Annotated in this window: 12 protein-coding genes and 1 pseudogene; 9 read left to right on the top strand and 4 right to left on the bottom strand. The window is 60.4% G+C overall.

What is annotated here, in order from left to right; all coding sequences use genetic code 11:
• Nucleotides 1–1137 precede the first annotated feature (1137 nt).
• The 3 genes and pseudogenes from AWB78_RS38560 to glcC form a co-directional block, all read right to left on the bottom strand.
• Nucleotides 1138–2610 carry an MDR family MFS transporter gene (locus AWB78_RS38560; RefSeq protein ID WP_062611994.1) on the bottom strand — a complete coding sequence of 491 codons (1473 nt, stop codon included), beginning with the start codon at nucleotides 2608–2610 and terminating at the stop codon, nucleotides 1138–1140.
• A gap of 38 nt (nucleotides 2611–2648) precedes the next feature.
• Nucleotides 2649–3941, bottom strand: coding sequence for an MFS transporter (locus AWB78_RS38555; protein WP_062611993.1), 1293 nt, complete (start codon nucleotides 3939–3941; stop codon nucleotides 2649–2651).
• A gap of 129 nt (nucleotides 3942–4070) precedes the next feature.
• Nucleotides 4071–4846 (bottom strand): annotated as a pseudogene (gene glcC / locus AWB78_RS38550) (transcriptional regulator GlcC).
• A 239-nt stretch (nucleotides 4847–5085) separates the two neighbouring features.
• Here glcC and glcD point away from each other — a divergent pair.
• From glcD to AWB78_RS38510, 8 genes are all read left to right on the top strand, one after another.
• Nucleotides 5086–6582, top strand: a complete 1497-nt coding sequence (glcD, locus tag AWB78_RS38545) for a glycolate oxidase subunit GlcD (RefSeq protein WP_062611991.1) — start codon at nucleotides 5086–5088, stop codon at nucleotides 6580–6582.
• A complete protein-coding gene (gene glcE / locus AWB78_RS38540) occupies nucleotides 6582–7673 on the top strand; it encodes a glycolate oxidase subunit GlcE (protein ID WP_062611989.1) in 1092 nt (363 codons plus the stop codon). The genes glcD and glcE overlap by 1 nt, the downstream gene beginning before the upstream one ends.
• A gap of 12 nt (nucleotides 7674–7685) precedes the next feature.
• On the top strand, nucleotides 7686–8903 hold the full coding sequence (glcF, locus tag AWB78_RS38535) for a glycolate oxidase subunit GlcF (RefSeq protein WP_062611987.1): 1218 nt from the start codon (nucleotides 7686–7688) through the stop codon (nucleotides 8901–8903).
• A gap of 14 nt (nucleotides 8904–8917) precedes the next feature.
• A complete protein-coding gene (locus tag AWB78_RS38530) occupies nucleotides 8918–9319 on the top strand; it encodes a heme-binding protein (protein WP_062611985.1) in 402 nt (133 codons plus the stop codon).
• A gap of 85 nt (nucleotides 9320–9404) precedes the next feature.
• Entirely contained in the window at nucleotides 9405–11585 is a 2181-nt protein-coding gene (locus AWB78_RS38525) for a malate synthase G (RefSeq protein WP_062611983.1), read from the top strand.
• Nucleotides 11586–11914: 329 nt separating this feature from the next.
• Complete coding sequence (locus AWB78_RS38520) at nucleotides 11915–13150, top strand: aconitase X (protein WP_062611977.1); 1236 nt, start codon at nucleotides 11915–11917, stop codon at nucleotides 13148–13150.
• Nucleotides 13147–13638: an aconitase X swivel domain-containing protein gene (locus AWB78_RS38515; RefSeq protein ID WP_082883588.1), complete on the top strand. Its 492-nt coding sequence runs from the start codon at nucleotides 13147–13149 to the stop codon at nucleotides 13636–13638. Before AWB78_RS38520 ends, AWB78_RS38515 begins: the two co-directional genes overlap by 4 nt.
• 154 nt (nucleotides 13639–13792) lie before the next feature.
• On the top strand, nucleotides 13793–15526 hold the full coding sequence (locus AWB78_RS38510; protein ID WP_062611976.1) for a ClcB-like voltage-gated chloride channel protein: 1734 nt from the start codon (nucleotides 13793–13795) through the stop codon (nucleotides 15524–15526).
• 43 nt (nucleotides 15527–15569) lie between these two features.
• On the opposite strand, the gene AWB78_RS38505 is transcribed toward AWB78_RS38510, so the two are convergent.
• Nucleotides 15570–16352, bottom strand: a complete 783-nt coding sequence (locus tag AWB78_RS38505) for an IclR family transcriptional regulator (RefSeq protein WP_062611973.1) — start codon at nucleotides 16350–16352, stop codon at nucleotides 15570–15572.
• 374 nt (nucleotides 16353–16726) lie between these two features.
• Here AWB78_RS38505 and AWB78_RS38500 point away from each other — a divergent pair, with 374 nt between their 5' ends.
• Entirely contained in the window at nucleotides 16727–17299 is a 573-nt protein-coding gene (locus AWB78_RS38500) for a thiamine pyrophosphate-binding protein (RefSeq protein WP_062611968.1), read from the top strand.
• Nucleotides 17300–17424 lie beyond the last annotated feature (125 nt).

Below are 17424 nucleotides of genomic sequence, written 5' to 3'. Positions count from 1 at the left end.
GGCTCGGGGGTAGCGTCTTCGATGAGATAGAGCATGGAAGGCCATCCGATAAAAAGAAAAACCCGCGACACGGCACACGTGTCGCGGGCATGGCGTTTGGTGCTTAGGCGCTTCAGACCGAGGCGACAGCAGGTGTCAACGCCGCACACGCGGTCTCGATGCGTCGGCACGCGTCGCGCAGCGTGGGCATCGGAACAGCATACGCGATCCGCACATGGTTCTCCACGCCGGACGCGCTGCCGTGCACCACGAGAGTTGAGCCCAACTTGACCTCACGTACTGGCGACGCGCGGGCAGGCGCGTGGACCGACCTCGCAAACACAAGTCTTCCTTTCGACCCATCGGCGGTTAGCGGCCCATTCGTCGAGCCAGACTAGCCGGATCTGCGCCGGTGGACCAAAAGTGGACATCTTTCATCCAGCGTTCGCCCACAAACACAAAGGCGAAGCGATCCGTCTTAATCTACGCACCGTTGTGCGTGGGGACCTGAGAGCGGTTAGATCAAAGATGCGGCGAAAAGCCTTGGATGCCACGGAAGACCTTCGTGGCTCTTCTTTTGTCCACGCCGCGCAGAGGCTGTAGGGACCGCCGGAAGCCCGGATCGCGCCTCACAAGGCTTTTAGGACCTGCCGTAACTGCATGAATCTTGGAACTTGCGAAGTTGCCCCGCCCGTCGCCGGGGCGGTTGAAGCGATCGCAGTCATCTGTGTGCGAGGAGTCGCATGCTACGGCTGCGGGCCGGGTGACAGATTCCGCGTGCTCCGCGCGAACGTGATCTTCGCCCACCCGCGATTTCGCTGCAGTAGCGTTTTTTTTGCGAGCGGCGCCGCTTAACTCGTGCCGCTTGCAGGGCCTACCGGTGCCAGCTTGACTGATCCCTAGGAAGTTGCTGGCCAGGGTCGATCACCTCGATTGCATTGCCGTTACCGAGCTGGCCGCTGAAAACAATCACGTTGGTGCCCCCGGGTGCGCCTGCGCGCGCTGCGCAGGAAGAAGAGTCGCTGGCGATGGTATGCACTGACTCGATCACGAATTGGGACGAAGTCTGACAGACGCGATCTATCGCGATCTACTCTGCAAGAGCGCGCTCGACCCTGCCCGTGAACTTGGTCGAGCGCTCGTTTAAATGCTGCAGGGCTAGTGGCGCGCGGAACGAAGGGTCGTATCGGGCGCTCGAGCGCAGACTACCAGTCCGATGAGCATCAGCGCTGCCATTCCTGCGAATGCCAGGTTGAAGGTCTCTGACGGCAACCCTGAAATTGAAGAGGTATCATGCATTTTGGATCCGGCCGAAGCCGCAGAAAAAGACAGCGCACTGCGCCGAATCTGAAAGTCCAGAAAGGCACCGACGGCGGCGCCACCCAGCATGCTGCCAATCGATCTCAATAGCAGGTACATCCCCGTAGCGGCCCCGATGTCTCGTTGCTGTGCGGAGTTCTGCACGATCATCAGAGTGCTGACGTTGGCGCAACCCATACCTGCACCTGCGCAAATCGTGAAGAACGCGCTCGTGCTGAAGGCGATGTGTCCGGTGAAGCACGCCAGAAGCAAGAATCCAGAGGCTGCGATCGCTGCTCCACCAAGCAACACGGGTCGCATCCTTCCGTACGAGCGTGCAACGTGTCCTGTGATGTAGTTGCCGACAACGCTCGATGCTAAAAATGGGACCATCAAAAGACCGGACGAGGTTGCGTCGGCGTGAAGCACGCTCTGATAGAAGATCGGGAGGATGAAAAGCGACGCGAACATCGCCCCGGCCGAGAGCATGCCGCCGATATTGGCGACGACCAGCGCCCGGTCAACGAAAAGTCGTGGAGGAAACAGGCCATCCTTGAACCGGGCTTGCTGATACTTGAGCAAGCATCCGAACACGATCACGCAGCCTGCAAGCGTGCATGTTTGCAGTGAAGCCCACGGAAATGTGCTTCCGCCCAATGTCAAAAGGAGAAGCAGCGCACTGACAGTCACCGTCATGAACGCGCTGCCTGCCACATCGAACTTCGCCTTTCCGATGTGCGTATCTTTTGTCGCCGGCAAGCCGCGACGGCACAGAAGAAGTGCGACGCTTCCAATCGGAAGGTTTATCCAGAATAGCCATCGCCAGGAAGCGTGGTCCGCGAGATATCCGCCAACGAGAGGCCCGGCAATCGATGCTATCGCCCATACGCCGGCGAGATACCCCTGATAGCGCCCGCGCTCTCGGGGAGACACGGCGTCCGCAATTGCCGCCTGCGCGAGAGACATCAGCCCGCCTCCGCCGATGCCCTGCAAGGCGCGAAACAGGACAAGCTGGCTGATGCTGCCCGCACTGCCACAGATTACCGAAGCGGCGATAAAGATACACAGCGAAATTTCGAGGAGTCTGCGCCGGCCGTAATGGTCCGACAAGCGGCCATAGATCGGTGCAGCGATGGTCGATGCCAGCAGATACGCGGTCAGAATCCACGACAAATTTCGGTGGTCGTCGAGGCTTGCTGCAATCGCTGGAATGGCCGGTATGACGACCGTCTGGTCGAGCGCGGCCAGAAAGATGCAGATTACGATGCCGCTGAGCACCTTCAGAACGGCCCGGTGCCGCGCGGCTTCGTCATTCTGTATTGCGTCACTCATTCAGGAACTCATCATGCAAACAGTGCTTCCGGGTAGCGCTAAGCAGCAGTGGTCACGGGTTCCAACTCTGGCTCGTCGTCCTGGGGCAGCGGTCGTTCAGGATGCATCCAGAAGGAGAACACGATGCCCACAACGAGCATGGCGATCGATAGCAGAAACGGTAGCGTCCAGTTGCCAGTCCGGTCGATGATAAATCCAAACGTAAGCGGCGAGAGCACGCCCGCGATGCCGAAGCCGATGTTCATGAAACTGCTGGCCGTCCCCGCGAATCGCGGCGCGATATCCATCGGTACGGACCAGAGCGGCGCAATTACCAGTTCCATGCAGAAGAACGCGCAGCAAAGACTCGCCGCCACGACGGTGAGATCCTTCACGAGCAGCACAGGGATCAGGAACACCAGCGCGCCGGCCATGCCTCCGATAATGACGTTGCGACGCGCCTTCTTCAAATCGCCGGTTCGCTTGAAAACCTTGTCGCTAATCATGCCGCCGAGCGTATCGCCCAGAATGCCTGCCACAAAAACGCCGGAGGTGAAAAGCGCGGAGCTCTTCAGGTTCATGTTGTAGCTGTGCAGGAAGAACGACGGCAGCCACGTCAGGAACACCCAGAGCGTCCAGGCATAGCAGAAATCGACGACCGTGACCGGGAGCATGCGAACGAGAAGGCGTCGGACAGGCACCTTCACCTTTTCTGTCTTGTCGCGTGCGACGGGCAGCATGGCGAGTTCTTCTTTCGTGACGCCTTTGTGCGATGCCGGCTCATCGCGGAAATACCAGAACCAGCACACGACCCACAAGATTCCGATAACCCCGGCGAGCACGAACGCGACTCGCCAGTTCCAGAGCGTCATCAGGAGCGCGATGACGGGAGGCGTCAACGCGCTGCCCACGCGCGAACACGCGTGCGTAATGCCCTGCGCGAAGCCGCGACGCTCGACCGGCAGCCAGCGTGACATTGCGGATGTGGCAGTCGAAAGCGAAGGCGCTTCACCGACGCCCAGCAGAAAGCGGCAGGCAGCTAAGGACCAGAGGCCGCCGGCGAACGCAGTCAGCACCGACGCCAGTGCAACCGTTAGTCCGAACCACATCAGAATCCGCCGCGGTCCCACCTTGTCGCCGAGCCAGCCGCCGAACAGTTGTACGACTGCATAGGGATAGGCGAAAGCAGAGAAGGCAAAGCCCAGCTCGACGTTCGAAAGATGCAGATCGTGACTGATGGCGCTCGCCGCGGTCGCGATATTCACGCGGTCCGAGTACTGAATCAGATAAAGCAGACAAATGAGGAACAGCACTACGTCCGCCGCAGCGGGTCTCCACCGACGAGATGCCATGTTCAGAGTCTCCGAGCGAATCTGTTGTATCTACCTGTATTAAGACATTCGGAGGCATGCTATAGTTCTGTCTTATATTGTGTCAACCGGGTTTACGCGTGGTGTCAAATCGCTGTGGCCAGCGTGTCCTTAATCCCAGCCTTCCAGGCGCAGGGTCGCTCGAACCAGTCGTTGTTCTTCCTGCTCGATTTCACGCAGGGCCGCGCACACGCCGTTAATGTGGTCGGACGCCGCCTTGCGGGCCTGCCCGGAAGATTGCCGATGACGGCGTTGTAAAGGCGGGCATGCTGCCGATCGATGCCGCGTTTATGCGGTTCTCGGTGATAAAGGTTATTCACGGATGCGAACACGGTACTGAGAAGGAGATCGTTCAGCGAGCTGAGCGTGTGGACGAGCACTGGGTTATGCGATGCCTCGCAAATCGCCAGATGGAACGCGTGGTCGAGCCGCGCGTGCTCGGTCGGGCTGGTCTCGGTGCCGTGAGCGTCGACCATTTCCTCATAGCGCCGCGTGATGAGAATGTGGTCCGCCTTGGTGCCGCGCAAAGCGGCGAGTCTTGCCGACTCGGCTTCGAGCAGCACGCGAACCTCGAACAGGTCGTAGAGCGTGCGAGGCTGCGAGCCGAGTAAGTACATGAGCGGGGATGTCTCGGTACGTCCCGTCAGACTCGCGACAAACGAGCCACGGCCGTGCGATGTCTCGATGATGCCGCGGGCCCGCAGATGCTTGAGGCCCTCACGCAACGCTGTTCGGGACACTCCGAGCTTTTCAACCAGACGTCGCTCCGACGGCAGCGGCTGGCCGGCCTTGAGCACCCCGTCGACGATCAATCGCTCGATCCGCTCCGCAACGACGTCCGCCAGTTGGCGATGAGGCGCGCTTTCTGTTCCCGCGTTCGTGTTCATTCGAGGTTCCGATTAACTGGTAATACCACTGTGATTTTCCAAAAAGCGACAGTGCCAAGATTGCCCAATGATGCTCAATTTTGCGGGAGTTTTGCAAGATCGATCAAAACTAGGCTCCAATAAACTGGTATTACCACTGAACCAAGCTGTCGACAACGCTGGCAGGCAACAGCAACAATGCGTCACACAACGCCATCGGACGGGTCAAGGTGACTCTCAGACGGAGGCGAGGAGACATCATGAGTTACGAATACAACGAAGCGGTCGACGGCGCGCTCGTCACCCACGACAGGGCTACGGTTGTCGACCAGCTCAAGGCCCGCGCGCCGGACCTGACCATTCTTCACGAGCCCGAGGATCTGCGGCCTTTCGAGTGCGACGGGCTTTCGGCCTACCGAACCACGCCGCTGATCGTTGCCCTGCCGGAGACCGTCGAGCAAGTGGAAGAGGTGCTGCGTTACGCCAATGACAAGCATGTCCCCGTGGTCGCGCGTGGCGCGGGCACCGGCCTTTCGGGCGGTGCGCTGCCCCTCGAAAAGGGCATCCTGCTTGTCATGGCGCGCTTCAATCGCATCATCGAGATCGACGCGGAGGCCGGCATCGCGCGCGTGCAACCCGGCGTGCGAAATCTCGCCATTTCGCAGGCGGCAGCCCCGCACGGCCTTTACTACGCGCCGGACCCGTCGTCGCAAATCGCCTGCTCGATCGGCGGCAATGTCGCGGAGAATGCCGGTGGCGTGCATTGCCTGAAGTACGGACTGACCGTGCACAACATTCTCAAGCTCGAAATCCTGACCATCGAAGGCGAGCGTGTGACGTTGGGTTCGGACGCGCTCGATGCGCCGGGCTTCGATCTACTGGCGCTTTTCACGGGCTCCGAGGGCATGCTCGGCATCGTGACTGAAGTGACCGTGAAGCTGTTGACCAAGCCGCAGAGCGCTCGCGTTTTGCTGGCCAGCTTCGACGATGTCGAACGTGCGGGGGCGGCGGTGGCGGAGATCATCGGGGCGGGAATCATTCCGGGCGGACTGGAGATGATGGACAACCTCGCCATCCGCGCGGCCGAGGACTTCATTCACGCCGGATATCCGGTCGATGCGGCGGCCATTCTGCTCTGCGAAGTGGACGGCGCCGAAAGCGATGTGCGCGAAGACTGCGAAAAGGTCGAAGCGGTACTGCGCGCCGCCGGCGCGACGGATGTACGACTCGCCCGGGACGAAACCGAACGCCAGAAGTTCTGGGCAGGGCGCAAGAACGCTTTTCCAGCGGTCGGCCGCATCTCCCCCGACTATTACTGCATGGACGGCACCATACCGCGCCGTGAGTTGCCGGGTGTCCTCGCAGGCATCGAGCGTCTCTCGGCCGAATACGGTCTGCGCGTGGCGAACGTGTTCCATGCCGGAGACGGCAATCTCCATCCGCTGATTCTCTTCGACGCCAACGCCGGTGACACGGAGCGCGCGGAAGCCCTCGGTGGCGCGATCCTCGAATTGTGCGTGAAGGTCGGTGGAAGCATCACCGGCGAGCACGGCGTCGGGCGCGAAAAGATCAATCAAATGTGCGCTCAATTCAACTCGGACGAGCTGACGCTGTTCCACTCCCTCAAGGCGGCATTCGACCCGAAGGGCTTGTTGAACCCGGGAAAGAACATTCCGACGCTGCATCGCTGCGCGGAATTCGGTTCGATGCACGTTCACCACGGCGCCTTGCCGTTTCCGGAACTGGAGCGCTTCTGATGTCGAACAACATGATTCCGATGGATGACAGCGACCGTCTGATCGACGAGGTCGCCCGCGCGGTAGCGACGCATATCCCGCTGCGTATCCGTGGCGGCAACACGAAGGCGTTTCTCGGCCGGCAAACCCCGGTTGAAGCGGTGGAACTCGATGTTCGGAGCCACAGCGGCATCGTTCAGTACGAACCGACCGAGCTTGTGATGACTGCCAGAGCGGGAACGCCGGTCGCCGAGTTGACGTCGGCACTGGACGCCGCCGAACAGATGCTGCCTTGCGAACCACCCGAGTTCGACGGCAAGGCAACGCTCGGCGGTGCCGTCGCAGCGGGCCTTTCCGGGCCGCGCCGACCGTGGGCCGGATCAGTGCGGGATTTCGTCTTGGGCGTGCGGCTCATTACCGGGGAAGCGAAGCATCTGCGCTTCGGCGGCGAGGTGATGAAGAACGTCGCGGGCTACGACATGTCTCGCCTCGCGGCGGGCAGCTTCGGCAGTCTCGGCGTCATCACCGAAGTGTCGATGAAGGTGCTCCCCAAGCCGCGAGCCCGACGAAGCGTGGTGCTGGAAATCGACGCGGCCGAAGCGATGACGGAGCTATCCGCATGGCGACGAGGCGCGCTGCCTGTGACCGGCGCCTGTTACGCGGACGGGCGATTGCATGTTCGGTTCGAAGGCGGGGAGGGCTCGGTTGCGTCGGCGTTGGACCGGATCGGAGGCGAGGAACTCGACATGGAATTCTGGACGCGCCTTCGGGAGCACAAGCTGTCGTTCTTCCGCGATCCCCGGCCACTCTGGCGTCTCTCGTTGCCCTACGCCGCACCGCTGATGTCCTTGCCCGGCGACGTGTTGCTCGACTGGGGCGGCGCGCAGCGGTGGCTCAAGAGCGAGGCCGCGTCGACTGACATTCGCGCCATTGCCCGAGTTGCGGGCGGGCATGCAACGCGATTCTCACCGCTCGCCGAGTCTGACCAGGACCATGCCGAAAGCCCGTTTGCACCGCTCTCCGCGCCGCTGGCGCGCTTGCATCGCGAGCTGAAGTTCAGATTGGACCCGCATGGCATTTTCAACCCCGGCCGTCTCTACGCCGAAATCTAACGGGAGCGCCTCATGCAAACCAATCTCAGCGAGCAGGCAAAAGGTCTCGCGCGTGCCGAGGAAGCCGAGTCGATCCTGCGTAGCTGCGTGCATTGTGGCTTTTGTAATGCGACGTGCCCGACTTATCAGTTGCTCGGCAATGAACTCGATGGTCCGCGCGGCCGGATCTATCTCATCAAGCAGTTGCTCGAAGGTCACGATGTCACGGAGAAAACGCAACTGCATCTCGACCGGTGCCTGACTTGCCGGAACTGCGAGACGACGTGTCCCTCCGGCGTGACTTATCACGCGCTGCTCGACATCGGCCGAGCCGAACTGGAACGTCGGGTGCCGCGACCCGCTGGCGAGCGCATGTTGCGTGAAGGACTGCGGCAGGTGATCCCACGGCCAGCGGTCTTCGATGCGCTGCTGAAAACCGGCCGGCTCGCGCGCCCGTTCTTGCCGAAGGAGCTGAAACAGAAGATTCCGTCCGAAGTCGTGCCCGCGAAAGCGCGTCCGCCAGCGTGTCATGCGCGGCGCATGCTGATGCTCGAAGGATGCGTGCAACCGTCGCTGTCGCCGAACACCAATGCGGCCGCCGCCCGCGTGCTCGACCGGCTGGGCATCAGCATCGTGAACGCGCCGCAGGCGGGCTGTTGCGGGGCGACGGACTATCACCTGAACGCGCAGGAAGCGGGTTTGATGCGCGCGCGCCGAAACATCGATGCGTGGTGGCCCGCGATCGAGGCGGGCGCGGAGGCCATCGTTCAGACCGCCAGCGGATGCGGCGCCTTCGTCAAGGAATACGGGCACTTGCTCGGCCGCGACCCGCAGTACGCGCAAAAAGCTGCCCGCGTTAGCGAAATGACGCGCGATCTGGTCGAAGTTCTAGGCGCTGAGTCGCTTGAAAACCTGAACCTCGGCGACCGAAAGCGCATCGCCTTCCATTGCCCCTGCACGCTGCAACACGCCCAGAAGTTAGGGGGCGCCGTCGAAGCAATCCTCACGCGGCTCGGATACGACCTGACCGACGTGCCCGATGCCCATCTGTGTTGCGGCTCCGCAGGAACCTATTCGATTACCCAGCCCGAGCTATCGGCCAGACTGCGCGACCGCAAGCTCGACGCACTGGAAAGCGGCAAGCCCGAACTCATAGTGACCGCCAATATCGGTTGCCAGACTCACCTCGGGGGCGCGAATCGCACCGGCGTGAGGCATTGGATCGAACTGGTCGAAGACGCTCTTCAATAACCCTCAGGAAAACCATGCAGACGAAGCCTGTACTGACGATCGACGAAACAACGCAAATCCTCGCCGCCGCGCGTGCCGAGGCGGAAAAGAACCAGTGGCCGGTGGCGATTGCCGTAGTGGATGACGGTGGCCATCTGCTCGGTTTGTTGCGGCTGGACGGCAGTGCGCCGATCAGTTCCGACATGGCAATCGGAAAGGCGAAAACATCGGCCCTCGGTCGACGGGAATCGCGGCTGTACGAGGAAATGATCAACAACGGCCGCACGGCATTCGTCAGCGCTCCGCTCGTCGCGACGCTGGAAGGGGGCATTCCGGTGATCGTCGATGGTCAAGTAGTCGGCGCCGTCGGTGTGTCCGGTGTCAAACCCGGCGAAGACGCGCAGGTCGCACGCGTCGGCGCGCAAGCGTTGGCCTGAGGGCGCACTTTCCCGCGCAGCTTTTCCATTTTTGTCTCTCACGGGCTGAACACCCCGTCGGCCCGTTTCCCCGTTGGAGCAGTCAATGAGTGAAATGTCCGAGCGTAACGGCCTCAAGGTGGCGCAGTCGCTTGAACGCTTTGTCGAAACGGAAGCCTTGCCCGGCACGGGTGTCGACAAAAAGGCTTTTTGGGCCGGATTTTCCGCAATCGTTCACGACCTTGCACCGCTGAACCGGGCTTTGCTCGACGAGCGTGGACGCATGCAGGCGTTACTCGATCGCTGGCATGACGAACATCCTGGCCCGATTGCCGACATGAACGCCTATCGGTCGTTTCTGGAGCGCATCGGTTATATCGTGCCGTTGCCGACGCGCGTTCAGGCGACCACCGCAAACGTCGATGCTGAAATCGCGGAGCAGGCGGGCCCTCAACTCGTCGTTCCACTTTCCAATCCGCGATACGTGCTGAATGCGGCAAACGCGCGTTGGGGCAGCCTGTACGACGCGCTCTACGGAACCGATGCCATCGGCGAGTCGAACGGCGCCGAGCGAGGCCCGGAGTTCAACCCGAAGCGTGGTGAACTCGTCATCGCGTTTGCGCGCCGGATCCTCGACGAAGCGGTGCCGCTCGTTGCGGCGTCCCACGCCGATGCGACGCGCTATGCCGTCGAAGGCGGCGCGCTGGTCGTCACGCTGAAAGAGGGATACGCTCGACTGCAAGACCCCGCGCAGTTCATCGGCTATCGCGGCGCCGCGCAATCGCCGTCGGCGATTCTGCTCAGGCACAACGGTTTGCATCTGGAAATCCAGATCGATGCCGACGACGCCATCGGAAAAACCGATCGCGCGCACGTCAAGGATGTTCTTTTGGAGGCTGCGGTATCTACGATCATCGATTGTGAAGACTCCGTCGCTGCGGTCGATGCGACGGACAAGGTTCAGTTGTACCGGAACTGGCTCGGGCTGATGAGCGGCGTTTTGGCCGAAGAAGTGACGAAGGGCGGCGAGACCTTCACACGCAAGCTCAACGCCGACCGCGAGTTCACTGGCGCGAACGGCGAGCCTGTAAAGCTGCACGGCCGGTCCTTGCTGTTCATTCGAAATGTCGGCCACCTGATGACGAACCCTGCCGTCACGGATCGCGAAGGAAACGAAATTCCGGAAGGCATCCTCGACGCTGTGATGACGACCTTGTGCGCTTTGCACGATCGCCGAACGCAGCTCAATTCGCGTCGCGGCTCCATTTATATCGTGAAGCCGAAAATGCACGGCCCGGCGGAGGTCGCGTTCGCAAGCGAGTTGTTTGCGCGCGTTGAGGATCTGTTTGGGCTCGCGCGCAACACGATCAAGATGGGCATCATGGACGAGGAGCGCCGTACGAGCGTGAACCTCGCTGCCTGTATCGCGGCTGCCGCGCCGCGTGTCGCTTTTATCAATACGGGCTTCCTCGACAGAACCGGCGATGAGATGCACACCGCCATGGCAGCCGGCCCGATGATGCGCAAGGGCGACATGAAGTCGAGTGCATGGATCGCCGCCTACGAACGCAATAACGTCCTTGTCGGACTCTCGGCGAATCTGCGCGGTCGTGCGCAGATCGGCAAGGGCATGTGGGCCATGCCGGACCTGATGCACGCGATGCTCGAAGAGAAGATCGGTCATCCGAGGTCGGGAGCAAATACAGCGTGGGTGCCGTCGCCCACCGCAGCCACATTACACGCACTGCACTACCACCAGGTCGACGTGAAGGCCGTGCAGCAGGAACTCGAAAAGGTCGATGCCGCCGTCCTTCGTGACGAGTTGCTCGAAGGGCTTCTGACCATTCCTGTCGTCGAGAGCGCTCGCTGGACCCCGGAAGAAATCAAGGCGGAAGTCGAAAACAACGCCCAGGGGATTCTGGGATATGTCGTGCGTTGGGTAAACCAGGGCGTCGGATGTTCCAAGGTGCCTGATATCCATAACGTCGGATTGATGGAGGACCGCGCCACGCTGCGCATTTCGAGTCAGCACATCGCGAACTGGCTCAGGCACGGCGTTGTGACGCTGGAGTTTGTCGAGCAAACGCTGCAGCGGATGGCCAAGGTCGTGGACCAGCAGAACGCCGGCGACGCCGACTACAAACCGATGGCGGGCAACTTCGAGGCTTCACTGGCGTTTCAGGCCGCTCGCTCGCTTGTCTATCAGGGATGCGAGCAGCCGAGTGGCTACACGGAGCCGCTTCTTCACAGATTCCGGCTGCATTTGAAAGCGCAAATCGCACACTAGCGTTCTCTGGTTTACCAGAGGGTTGGAGGCGCACGGGCAATACAGCCGTGCGCTTTTTTTTCGCCTATCGGTAGCAAACCGTTGTCGGGCGGGGCTGCGGTGCTCCGCGCCTGCCTCGTGGATGACTGTCTCGCGACGGTCGCGCACTTGTTCAAATGAGTGTTGACAGCACCGAGATGTGTGGCTAATATTCGCTCATGTTGTCTTAATACAGCATAAGACAAGTAAGGAATTCAAGATAGACATTGCCTTACATCTCGCAGGCCGTGTGATCTGAATAGCTCAATACGAATTGCCCCAACTTTACGAGACAAGACAGGAGACGGCGAATGCTTCTCAACGATGAAGAAACCGCAATGCTTAATGGCGAGCGCGGAAAGGTCCTGCAAATGGCCATGCGCCATCAGGTTCAGGTCGGCGACTTCTTCGGCGCTCGCGATTTCGTACCGGTGACCCAGGCGCATGTGATGGCCGATACGGAAAGTCTTGGCCAGGCTGGCGTGATGTGGCTCGAAAGCCTGTCCGAGGCGAGCGACGGTCGCCACACTGTCTGTATCCCGACGATCACCGATCCGCGCGGCACGGATTTCAGCAAGGCCAACGACCTCGGCCAGCGCGACTGGATGGTCGAACTGGAGCGGCGCGCCATTCATGCGTTCGAGCGGCTGGGCGTCAGCATGACCGACACCTGTATCAATTATCAGACCGTGCTGGCAGCGACGCGTGGCGAACACGTCGCCTTCGGTGACACCGGTGTGGTGATTTACTCGAATTCGGTGAACGGCGCGCGCTCGAACTTTGAAGGCGGCCCGTCCGCCTTGTCGGCGGGGCTGACCGGTCGCACGCCGCGCTACGGGTATCACCTCGACGAGCAACGTCAGGCCACGATGCGCTTTCGTGTCGACTTCACGCCGCGTACGCTCAACGAATGGGGCGCGCTCGGTGGGGTCATCGGCCGTCTGGCGGGCAACTACTGGCAGGTTCCCGTGATCGAGGGCATTGAGGGTGCGCCGACTTCCGACGACCTGAAGCATTTCGGCGCCGCAATGGCGAGCTTCGGTTCGATAGCACTGTTCCATCTCGTCGGCATTACGCCGGAAGCGCAGCGCCTCGAAGACGTGGGTGGCGACAAATTGCCGGTTCATCACCGCATCGACCGCGAGCAGATCGAAGCACTTGCGGCCAGCTACGCAGTTACGAAATCGATCGATGTCGTCGTCTTCTCCGCGCCGCAACTGAGCCTGTACGAGCTGCGCTCGCTCGCCGAGCTCTGCGATGGCCGTAAATTCAAGGTGCCGCTTCTCGCGGTCACGAGCCCGCAAGTCTCGCCGGACTCGGAGCGTTTTGGTTACACGCGTCGCATCGAAAGCGCCGGCGGGACTGTGCTGTCCGGGATGTGCTTCTATCAGTCGTATGCACGCGAAATGTCCGAAGCGAAGGGCTGGAAGAAGCTTGCGACCAACAGCGCAAAGCTCGTGAATATTCTGGGCGGCTACGGCTACACGCCCATGCTTGCATCGATGGAAGAGTGTGTCGCTGCCGCGGAAAAGGGAGAACTGGCATGAGCGAATTGGTATTGACAGCGCGTCACGCGCTCGGAAAGAAGGTGTCGGCCGAGGCACTGGTCGCAAAGGACGGCTTCTCGGCCCGCTACGACCTGAACCGTCTGGAAGGCGTGTTCTCGCGTCCTGCGCACAAACTTGTTGGGCAGTCGTACGTCGGCCGCATTTTAGTGCTGGATACGGCGAAAGGCGGGGTTGCGAGCGCCTGGATGCTCCACGAGATGCAATCGAGGAACATGGCTCCGGTGGCCATCATTTTTAACACTGTCAATACGATTCTGGCGCAGGGCGCTGCGCTCGGCGGCATCTCGATGCTGGCCGGATTTGACCAGGACGTGACCGAGGTTATTCCGCACGGCTCGCTGGTGGAGGTCGATCCGGAGACGAAGACGCTTCGCCTGCTGCGCGCGGGCTCGGGCGAGACAACCTCTGCAACGTTCGCTCACGGGCAATCTGAGACGTCTCCCGTTCACATCAAGTCGCGGCACTGAGCACGTCTCACCGCATCGAATAACAACGCCGCCTTTCACGGCGGCGTTGCTCTCTATTCTCCCAACGTCGCGGCACCCGCTTTTCAGGTCAGAGCTTCGGTGCTGTCTGTGCATTGACCGGTCCGCATCATCGACCCAACAGCAGCAGCCGATCATGAAAAATAGTTCTCGCCTGCTTCGGACCGTCCTTTGGAAGGCAGTCCGTCAGCCTGACACGCATGCAATGCTTTTGTGGGCGGTGGTGGTCGGGGTCGCTGGCGCGTACGCGACTGCCGCTTTTCGCGAAGGCGTCGATTTGCTACAGAAAGCGATAGGGGGAGAGCCGGGAAATTTCGTCGAACTGGCGAAAGCTCTACCTTGGCCCATTCGTATTGCGGTGCCAACGGCAGGAGGTCTGATCGCAGGCATCTGTCTACTGGTCGCGCGGCGAGGGTCTTCAAAGTCCGGCGCTGACTACATGGAGGCCGTCACCATCGGGGACGGCGTTGTGCCGGTTTGGCAGAGCATCTGGCGCACCGTGTCATCGCTTTTCTCAATCGCAAGCGGCGGCTCGATTGGTCGAGAAGGCTCGATGGTTCAGCTCGCGGCGCTTTGCTCGTCGATAATCGGCCGTTTCGTTCGATTCGACCCGGCTCGTTTGCGCATGCTCGTTGCATGCGGCGCGGCAGCAGGCATCACTTCGGCCTATAACGCCCCAATTGCAGGCGCCTTCTTCGTCACGGAGCTGGTGCTCGGGTCGATGGCGATGGAGTGGTTCGGCCCGATCGTCGTGTCATCAGTGGTAGCCAATATCACGATGCGTGAGTTCGCGGGCTATCGACCTCCATACGAGATGCCGGCATTTCCGACTGTCACGGGCGTCGAAGTGCTTCCTTTCATCGTCCTCGGCCTTCTCTGTGGTCTTCTGGCACCTCGGTTCCTTCAGCTTCTCGCGGTTTCCAAGAAAGGGTTCGGAAAACTGCCTCTTCCTCTTCCGATGAAGCTCGCAATGGGAGGTCTTATCGTCGGTATCGTCTCCGTGTGGGCGCCCGAGGTCTGGGGAAATGGCTACGAGGTCGTGAACTCGCTACTGCATCAGCAGTGGACCTGGAAGGCGCTACTCCTGGTGCTGGTTCTCAAAGTCATCGCGACACTCGCTACAGCCGGAACAGGGGCGGTCGGGGGCGTCTTTACGCCTACGCTCTTTGTAGGTGCGGTGGTCGGGTGCATATTCGGAATCGGTGTTCACGACATCTGGCCGCTATCCACCGCGCAACCGTTCGCGTATGCCATTGTTGGAATGGGTGCCTTCTTGACCGCGGCCACCAACGCGCCGCTGATGGCGATTCTCATGATCTTTGAGATGACGCTGTCATACCAGGTGGTTCTGCCCCTGATGCTGTCGTGTGTCATCGCCTACTTCGTTGCTCGCAACGCGGAGCACAGCTCGATGTATGAAGTGACCGTCCGGCGCAATCGCGAACAGAAATACCGTTCAACACTCGCCGCGATGAAAATGCGAGAGTTGCTGAAGCCAGCTGACACTGTTGTTCCTCTCCACGCATCGGTCGAGGAATTGACTCGGATGTTTGCACAACATCCTGTGAAATATCTCTATGTCGTCGACGAAAGTCAGCACTTCTGCGGCGTCGTCGCCTTGGAGGATGTGGCTTCCGACCTTGTGTCGCCTCGGACGCCAGCGCGAACGACCGCAGTGGACTATCTGCTGCCGGACTTTCATGTCCTCACGCCGGACATGACGTTGGGACAAGCATTGCAGCTGTTCCTTAAATTTCGCGGCGAGCGCCTGCCCGTTATCGACCCCGCATCGAGCACATCATCGATACTCGGCGTCGTGTACAAGACATCGCTACTGGATGCGTACGGCCGCATAAGTCAAGCGACCTAACGAGATCCACGAGAAGGCGAGAACCTGTCCCACAGCCTCAGCCTCAATCCACAGCTTGAGCGTCGAATAGGACTTTGAGCTGTGAGGCTCCCTCCTTCAAAATCGGCAGCTTTGCCAGCAAGTCCTCAAGGCTGCTTCTGGCGGAAGCAGCGTGACAGACGAGAGCGATGGCGTTGCGCGAGTTGCCCGTCATCACCGGCACCGCTACGCCGACCATGCCGGTGATGAACTCTTCCCGGTCAGTGGAAATGCCTTTCGCTGCGAGACGCGCGAGTTCTTCTTCTAACTTCGCTCTGGACGTGATGGTGTGCGGCGTGTGTGGACTCAACGTGAGCCGATCAAGGAGCGCGGTGCGTTCGACCAGTGGGAGTTGCGACAAGAAAAGTTTTCCGCCCGCCGTGCAATGGAGTGGGTGCCTCGAACCTAGCTCCAGATGCATTCTTAGCGGTTCCGCAGTTTCGACCCTTTCAAGATAAAGCACACAGTCGCCATCGAAGGCCGACAGATTGCAGGTTTCACCAAGACGAGACACCGCGCTGCGCAGTATCGCTCGGCACGCCCGTCGGAAAGAACTGTTGCTGAGTGTGGCCGCGGCGAGCTGGACGGAGCGCGGGCCCGGTATCAGTCCTCGCGTATCGGGCATGCGCCCCAGATACCGACTGGAAACGAGGAGGTCAACCAGCCGAGCCGCGCTGGCTTTTGGAATGTCGAGGCGCATCGCTATCTGGGCAATGGTCACCGGCTCGTTCGACGCGGAAACGCGCTCGAGCAGACTCAGCAGCCTCAACATCTTGTGCTCTTGGAGCGTGTCGGAAGCGTCGGTCATTTTTCTCCTTGGGCGTCCTGCTTTCTTGTTCAAAGAAGCAATTTCAGTCTCAATTTCCAACAGGTTGCGCTTTTTTGCTTGCAGACAACCTGTCGCATATTGTATCTAGATACTAAGACATTTAGATACAAGTCGCAAACCCCGAATTCACCTTACGGGGCGACTGAAGATGGAGACTTCGCCGTGTATACCTTCCTGCTCATCCTTGTGATGTGGCGTCAACTCATTGTCACCGCATGCTCCAGGCTGCTTCACGAACCGTCATTGGTCGCAGCCACGGGACGCAACACGTCACCTTACAGCCACCACAGAACCAATTCGCTCGCCGGTCTGCAAGCGAGCATGTAACGCGCGTCAGCGCAAAGAGGTCAATTATGGACAACGATTTCACCCAACACTCTGTAAGCGCGGCCGAGGTGATTGCCGAATTCCGCAAGTGCGGAATCGACTTCGTCGCAACTGTTCCGGACATGCTGCAGATTGCTTTGCATCAGGCGCTTGAAGACCAGAACAATGGTATCCGAGTTGTGCCGACAACGACGGAGGACCAGGCAGTCGAAGTGGCAGCAGGTCTTTATGCGGGCGGCCGGAACGTCGTGATTCTGGTGCAGAACCAAGGCTTCTATGCGGCAATCAACAGCGTGCGTGCCCTTGGTCTCGATTCGAACATTCCGATGCTCTTCGTGGTCGGTCAGTTCGGACGCGAGTTTTCCAACCTCGGGAAAGACCCTCGAGAATCCCGCCGGTTGATGGTTCGAATGCTCGAACCGTTACTCGAAACACTGGATATTCCCTACTGGCGTCTCGAAGCCCCGGGCGATGAGAAGCACATCACGGCTGCATGGGAAGCCTCCCGCGAACGGAAAGGGCCGGCCGTACTCATCGCGGGCCACTTCATGGGTTTCTCGCAAACGAACGATGCAAACAAAGCGCAGCATGCTGCGTGAAGGAGCTAATCATGACCATGTCGACCGTAGAAGCCTGCCAAATTATTCGTAAGCGATCCACGAACGACGCCCCTCAGAGTATGTGGTGGAACGCGTGGGGCGTGGTAGAGGCAGGTCAGCGGAGG

Origin of the sequence: Caballeronia calidae, assembly GCF_900044055.2 — a bacterium.
Classification (GTDB): Bacteria; Pseudomonadota; Gammaproteobacteria; order Burkholderiales; family Burkholderiaceae; genus Caballeronia; species Caballeronia calidae.
This window is presented reverse-complemented; position numbering and strand designations above follow the sequence as displayed.

Excerpts from the sequence above, each read along its gene's own strand:
- AWB78_RS38510 (WP_062611976.1), top strand. The coding sequence starts at position 13,793 with ATGAAAAATAGTTCTCGCCTGCTTCGGACCGTCCTTTGGAAGGCAGTC.
- AWB78_RS38530 (WP_062611985.1), top strand. The coding sequence starts at position 8,918 with ATGCAGACGAAGCCTGTACTGACGATCGACGAAACAACGCAAATCCTC.
- AWB78_RS38520 (WP_062611977.1), top strand. The coding sequence starts at position 11,915 with ATGCTTCTCAACGATGAAGAAACCGCAATGCTTAATGGCGAGCGCGGA.
- glcE (WP_062611989.1), top strand. The coding sequence starts at position 6,582 with ATGTCGAACAACATGATTCCGATGGATGACAGCGACCGTCTGATCGAC.
- AWB78_RS38505 (WP_062611973.1), bottom strand. The coding sequence starts at position 16,352 with ATGACCGACGCTTCCGACACGCTCCAAGAGCACAAGATGTTGAGGCTG.
- glcF (WP_062611987.1), top strand. The coding sequence starts at position 7,686 with ATGCAAACCAATCTCAGCGAGCAGGCAAAAGGTCTCGCGCGTGCCGAG.
- AWB78_RS38555 (WP_062611993.1), bottom strand. The coding sequence starts at position 3,941 with ATGGCATCTCGTCGGTGGAGACCCGCTGCGGCGGACGTAGTGCTGTTC.
- AWB78_RS38515 (WP_082883588.1), top strand. The coding sequence starts at position 13,147 with ATGAGCGAATTGGTATTGACAGCGCGTCACGCGCTCGGAAAGAAGGTG.
- AWB78_RS38560 (WP_062611994.1), bottom strand. The coding sequence starts at position 2,610 with ATGAGTGACGCAATACAGAATGACGAAGCCGCGCGGCACCGGGCCGTT.
- glcD (WP_062611991.1), top strand. The coding sequence starts at position 5,086 with ATGAGTTACGAATACAACGAAGCGGTCGACGGCGCGCTCGTCACCCAC.
- AWB78_RS38525 (WP_062611983.1), top strand. The coding sequence starts at position 9,405 with ATGAGTGAAATGTCCGAGCGTAACGGCCTCAAGGTGGCGCAGTCGCTT.
- AWB78_RS38500 (WP_062611968.1), top strand. The coding sequence starts at position 16,727 with ATGGACAACGATTTCACCCAACACTCTGTAAGCGCGGCCGAGGTGATT.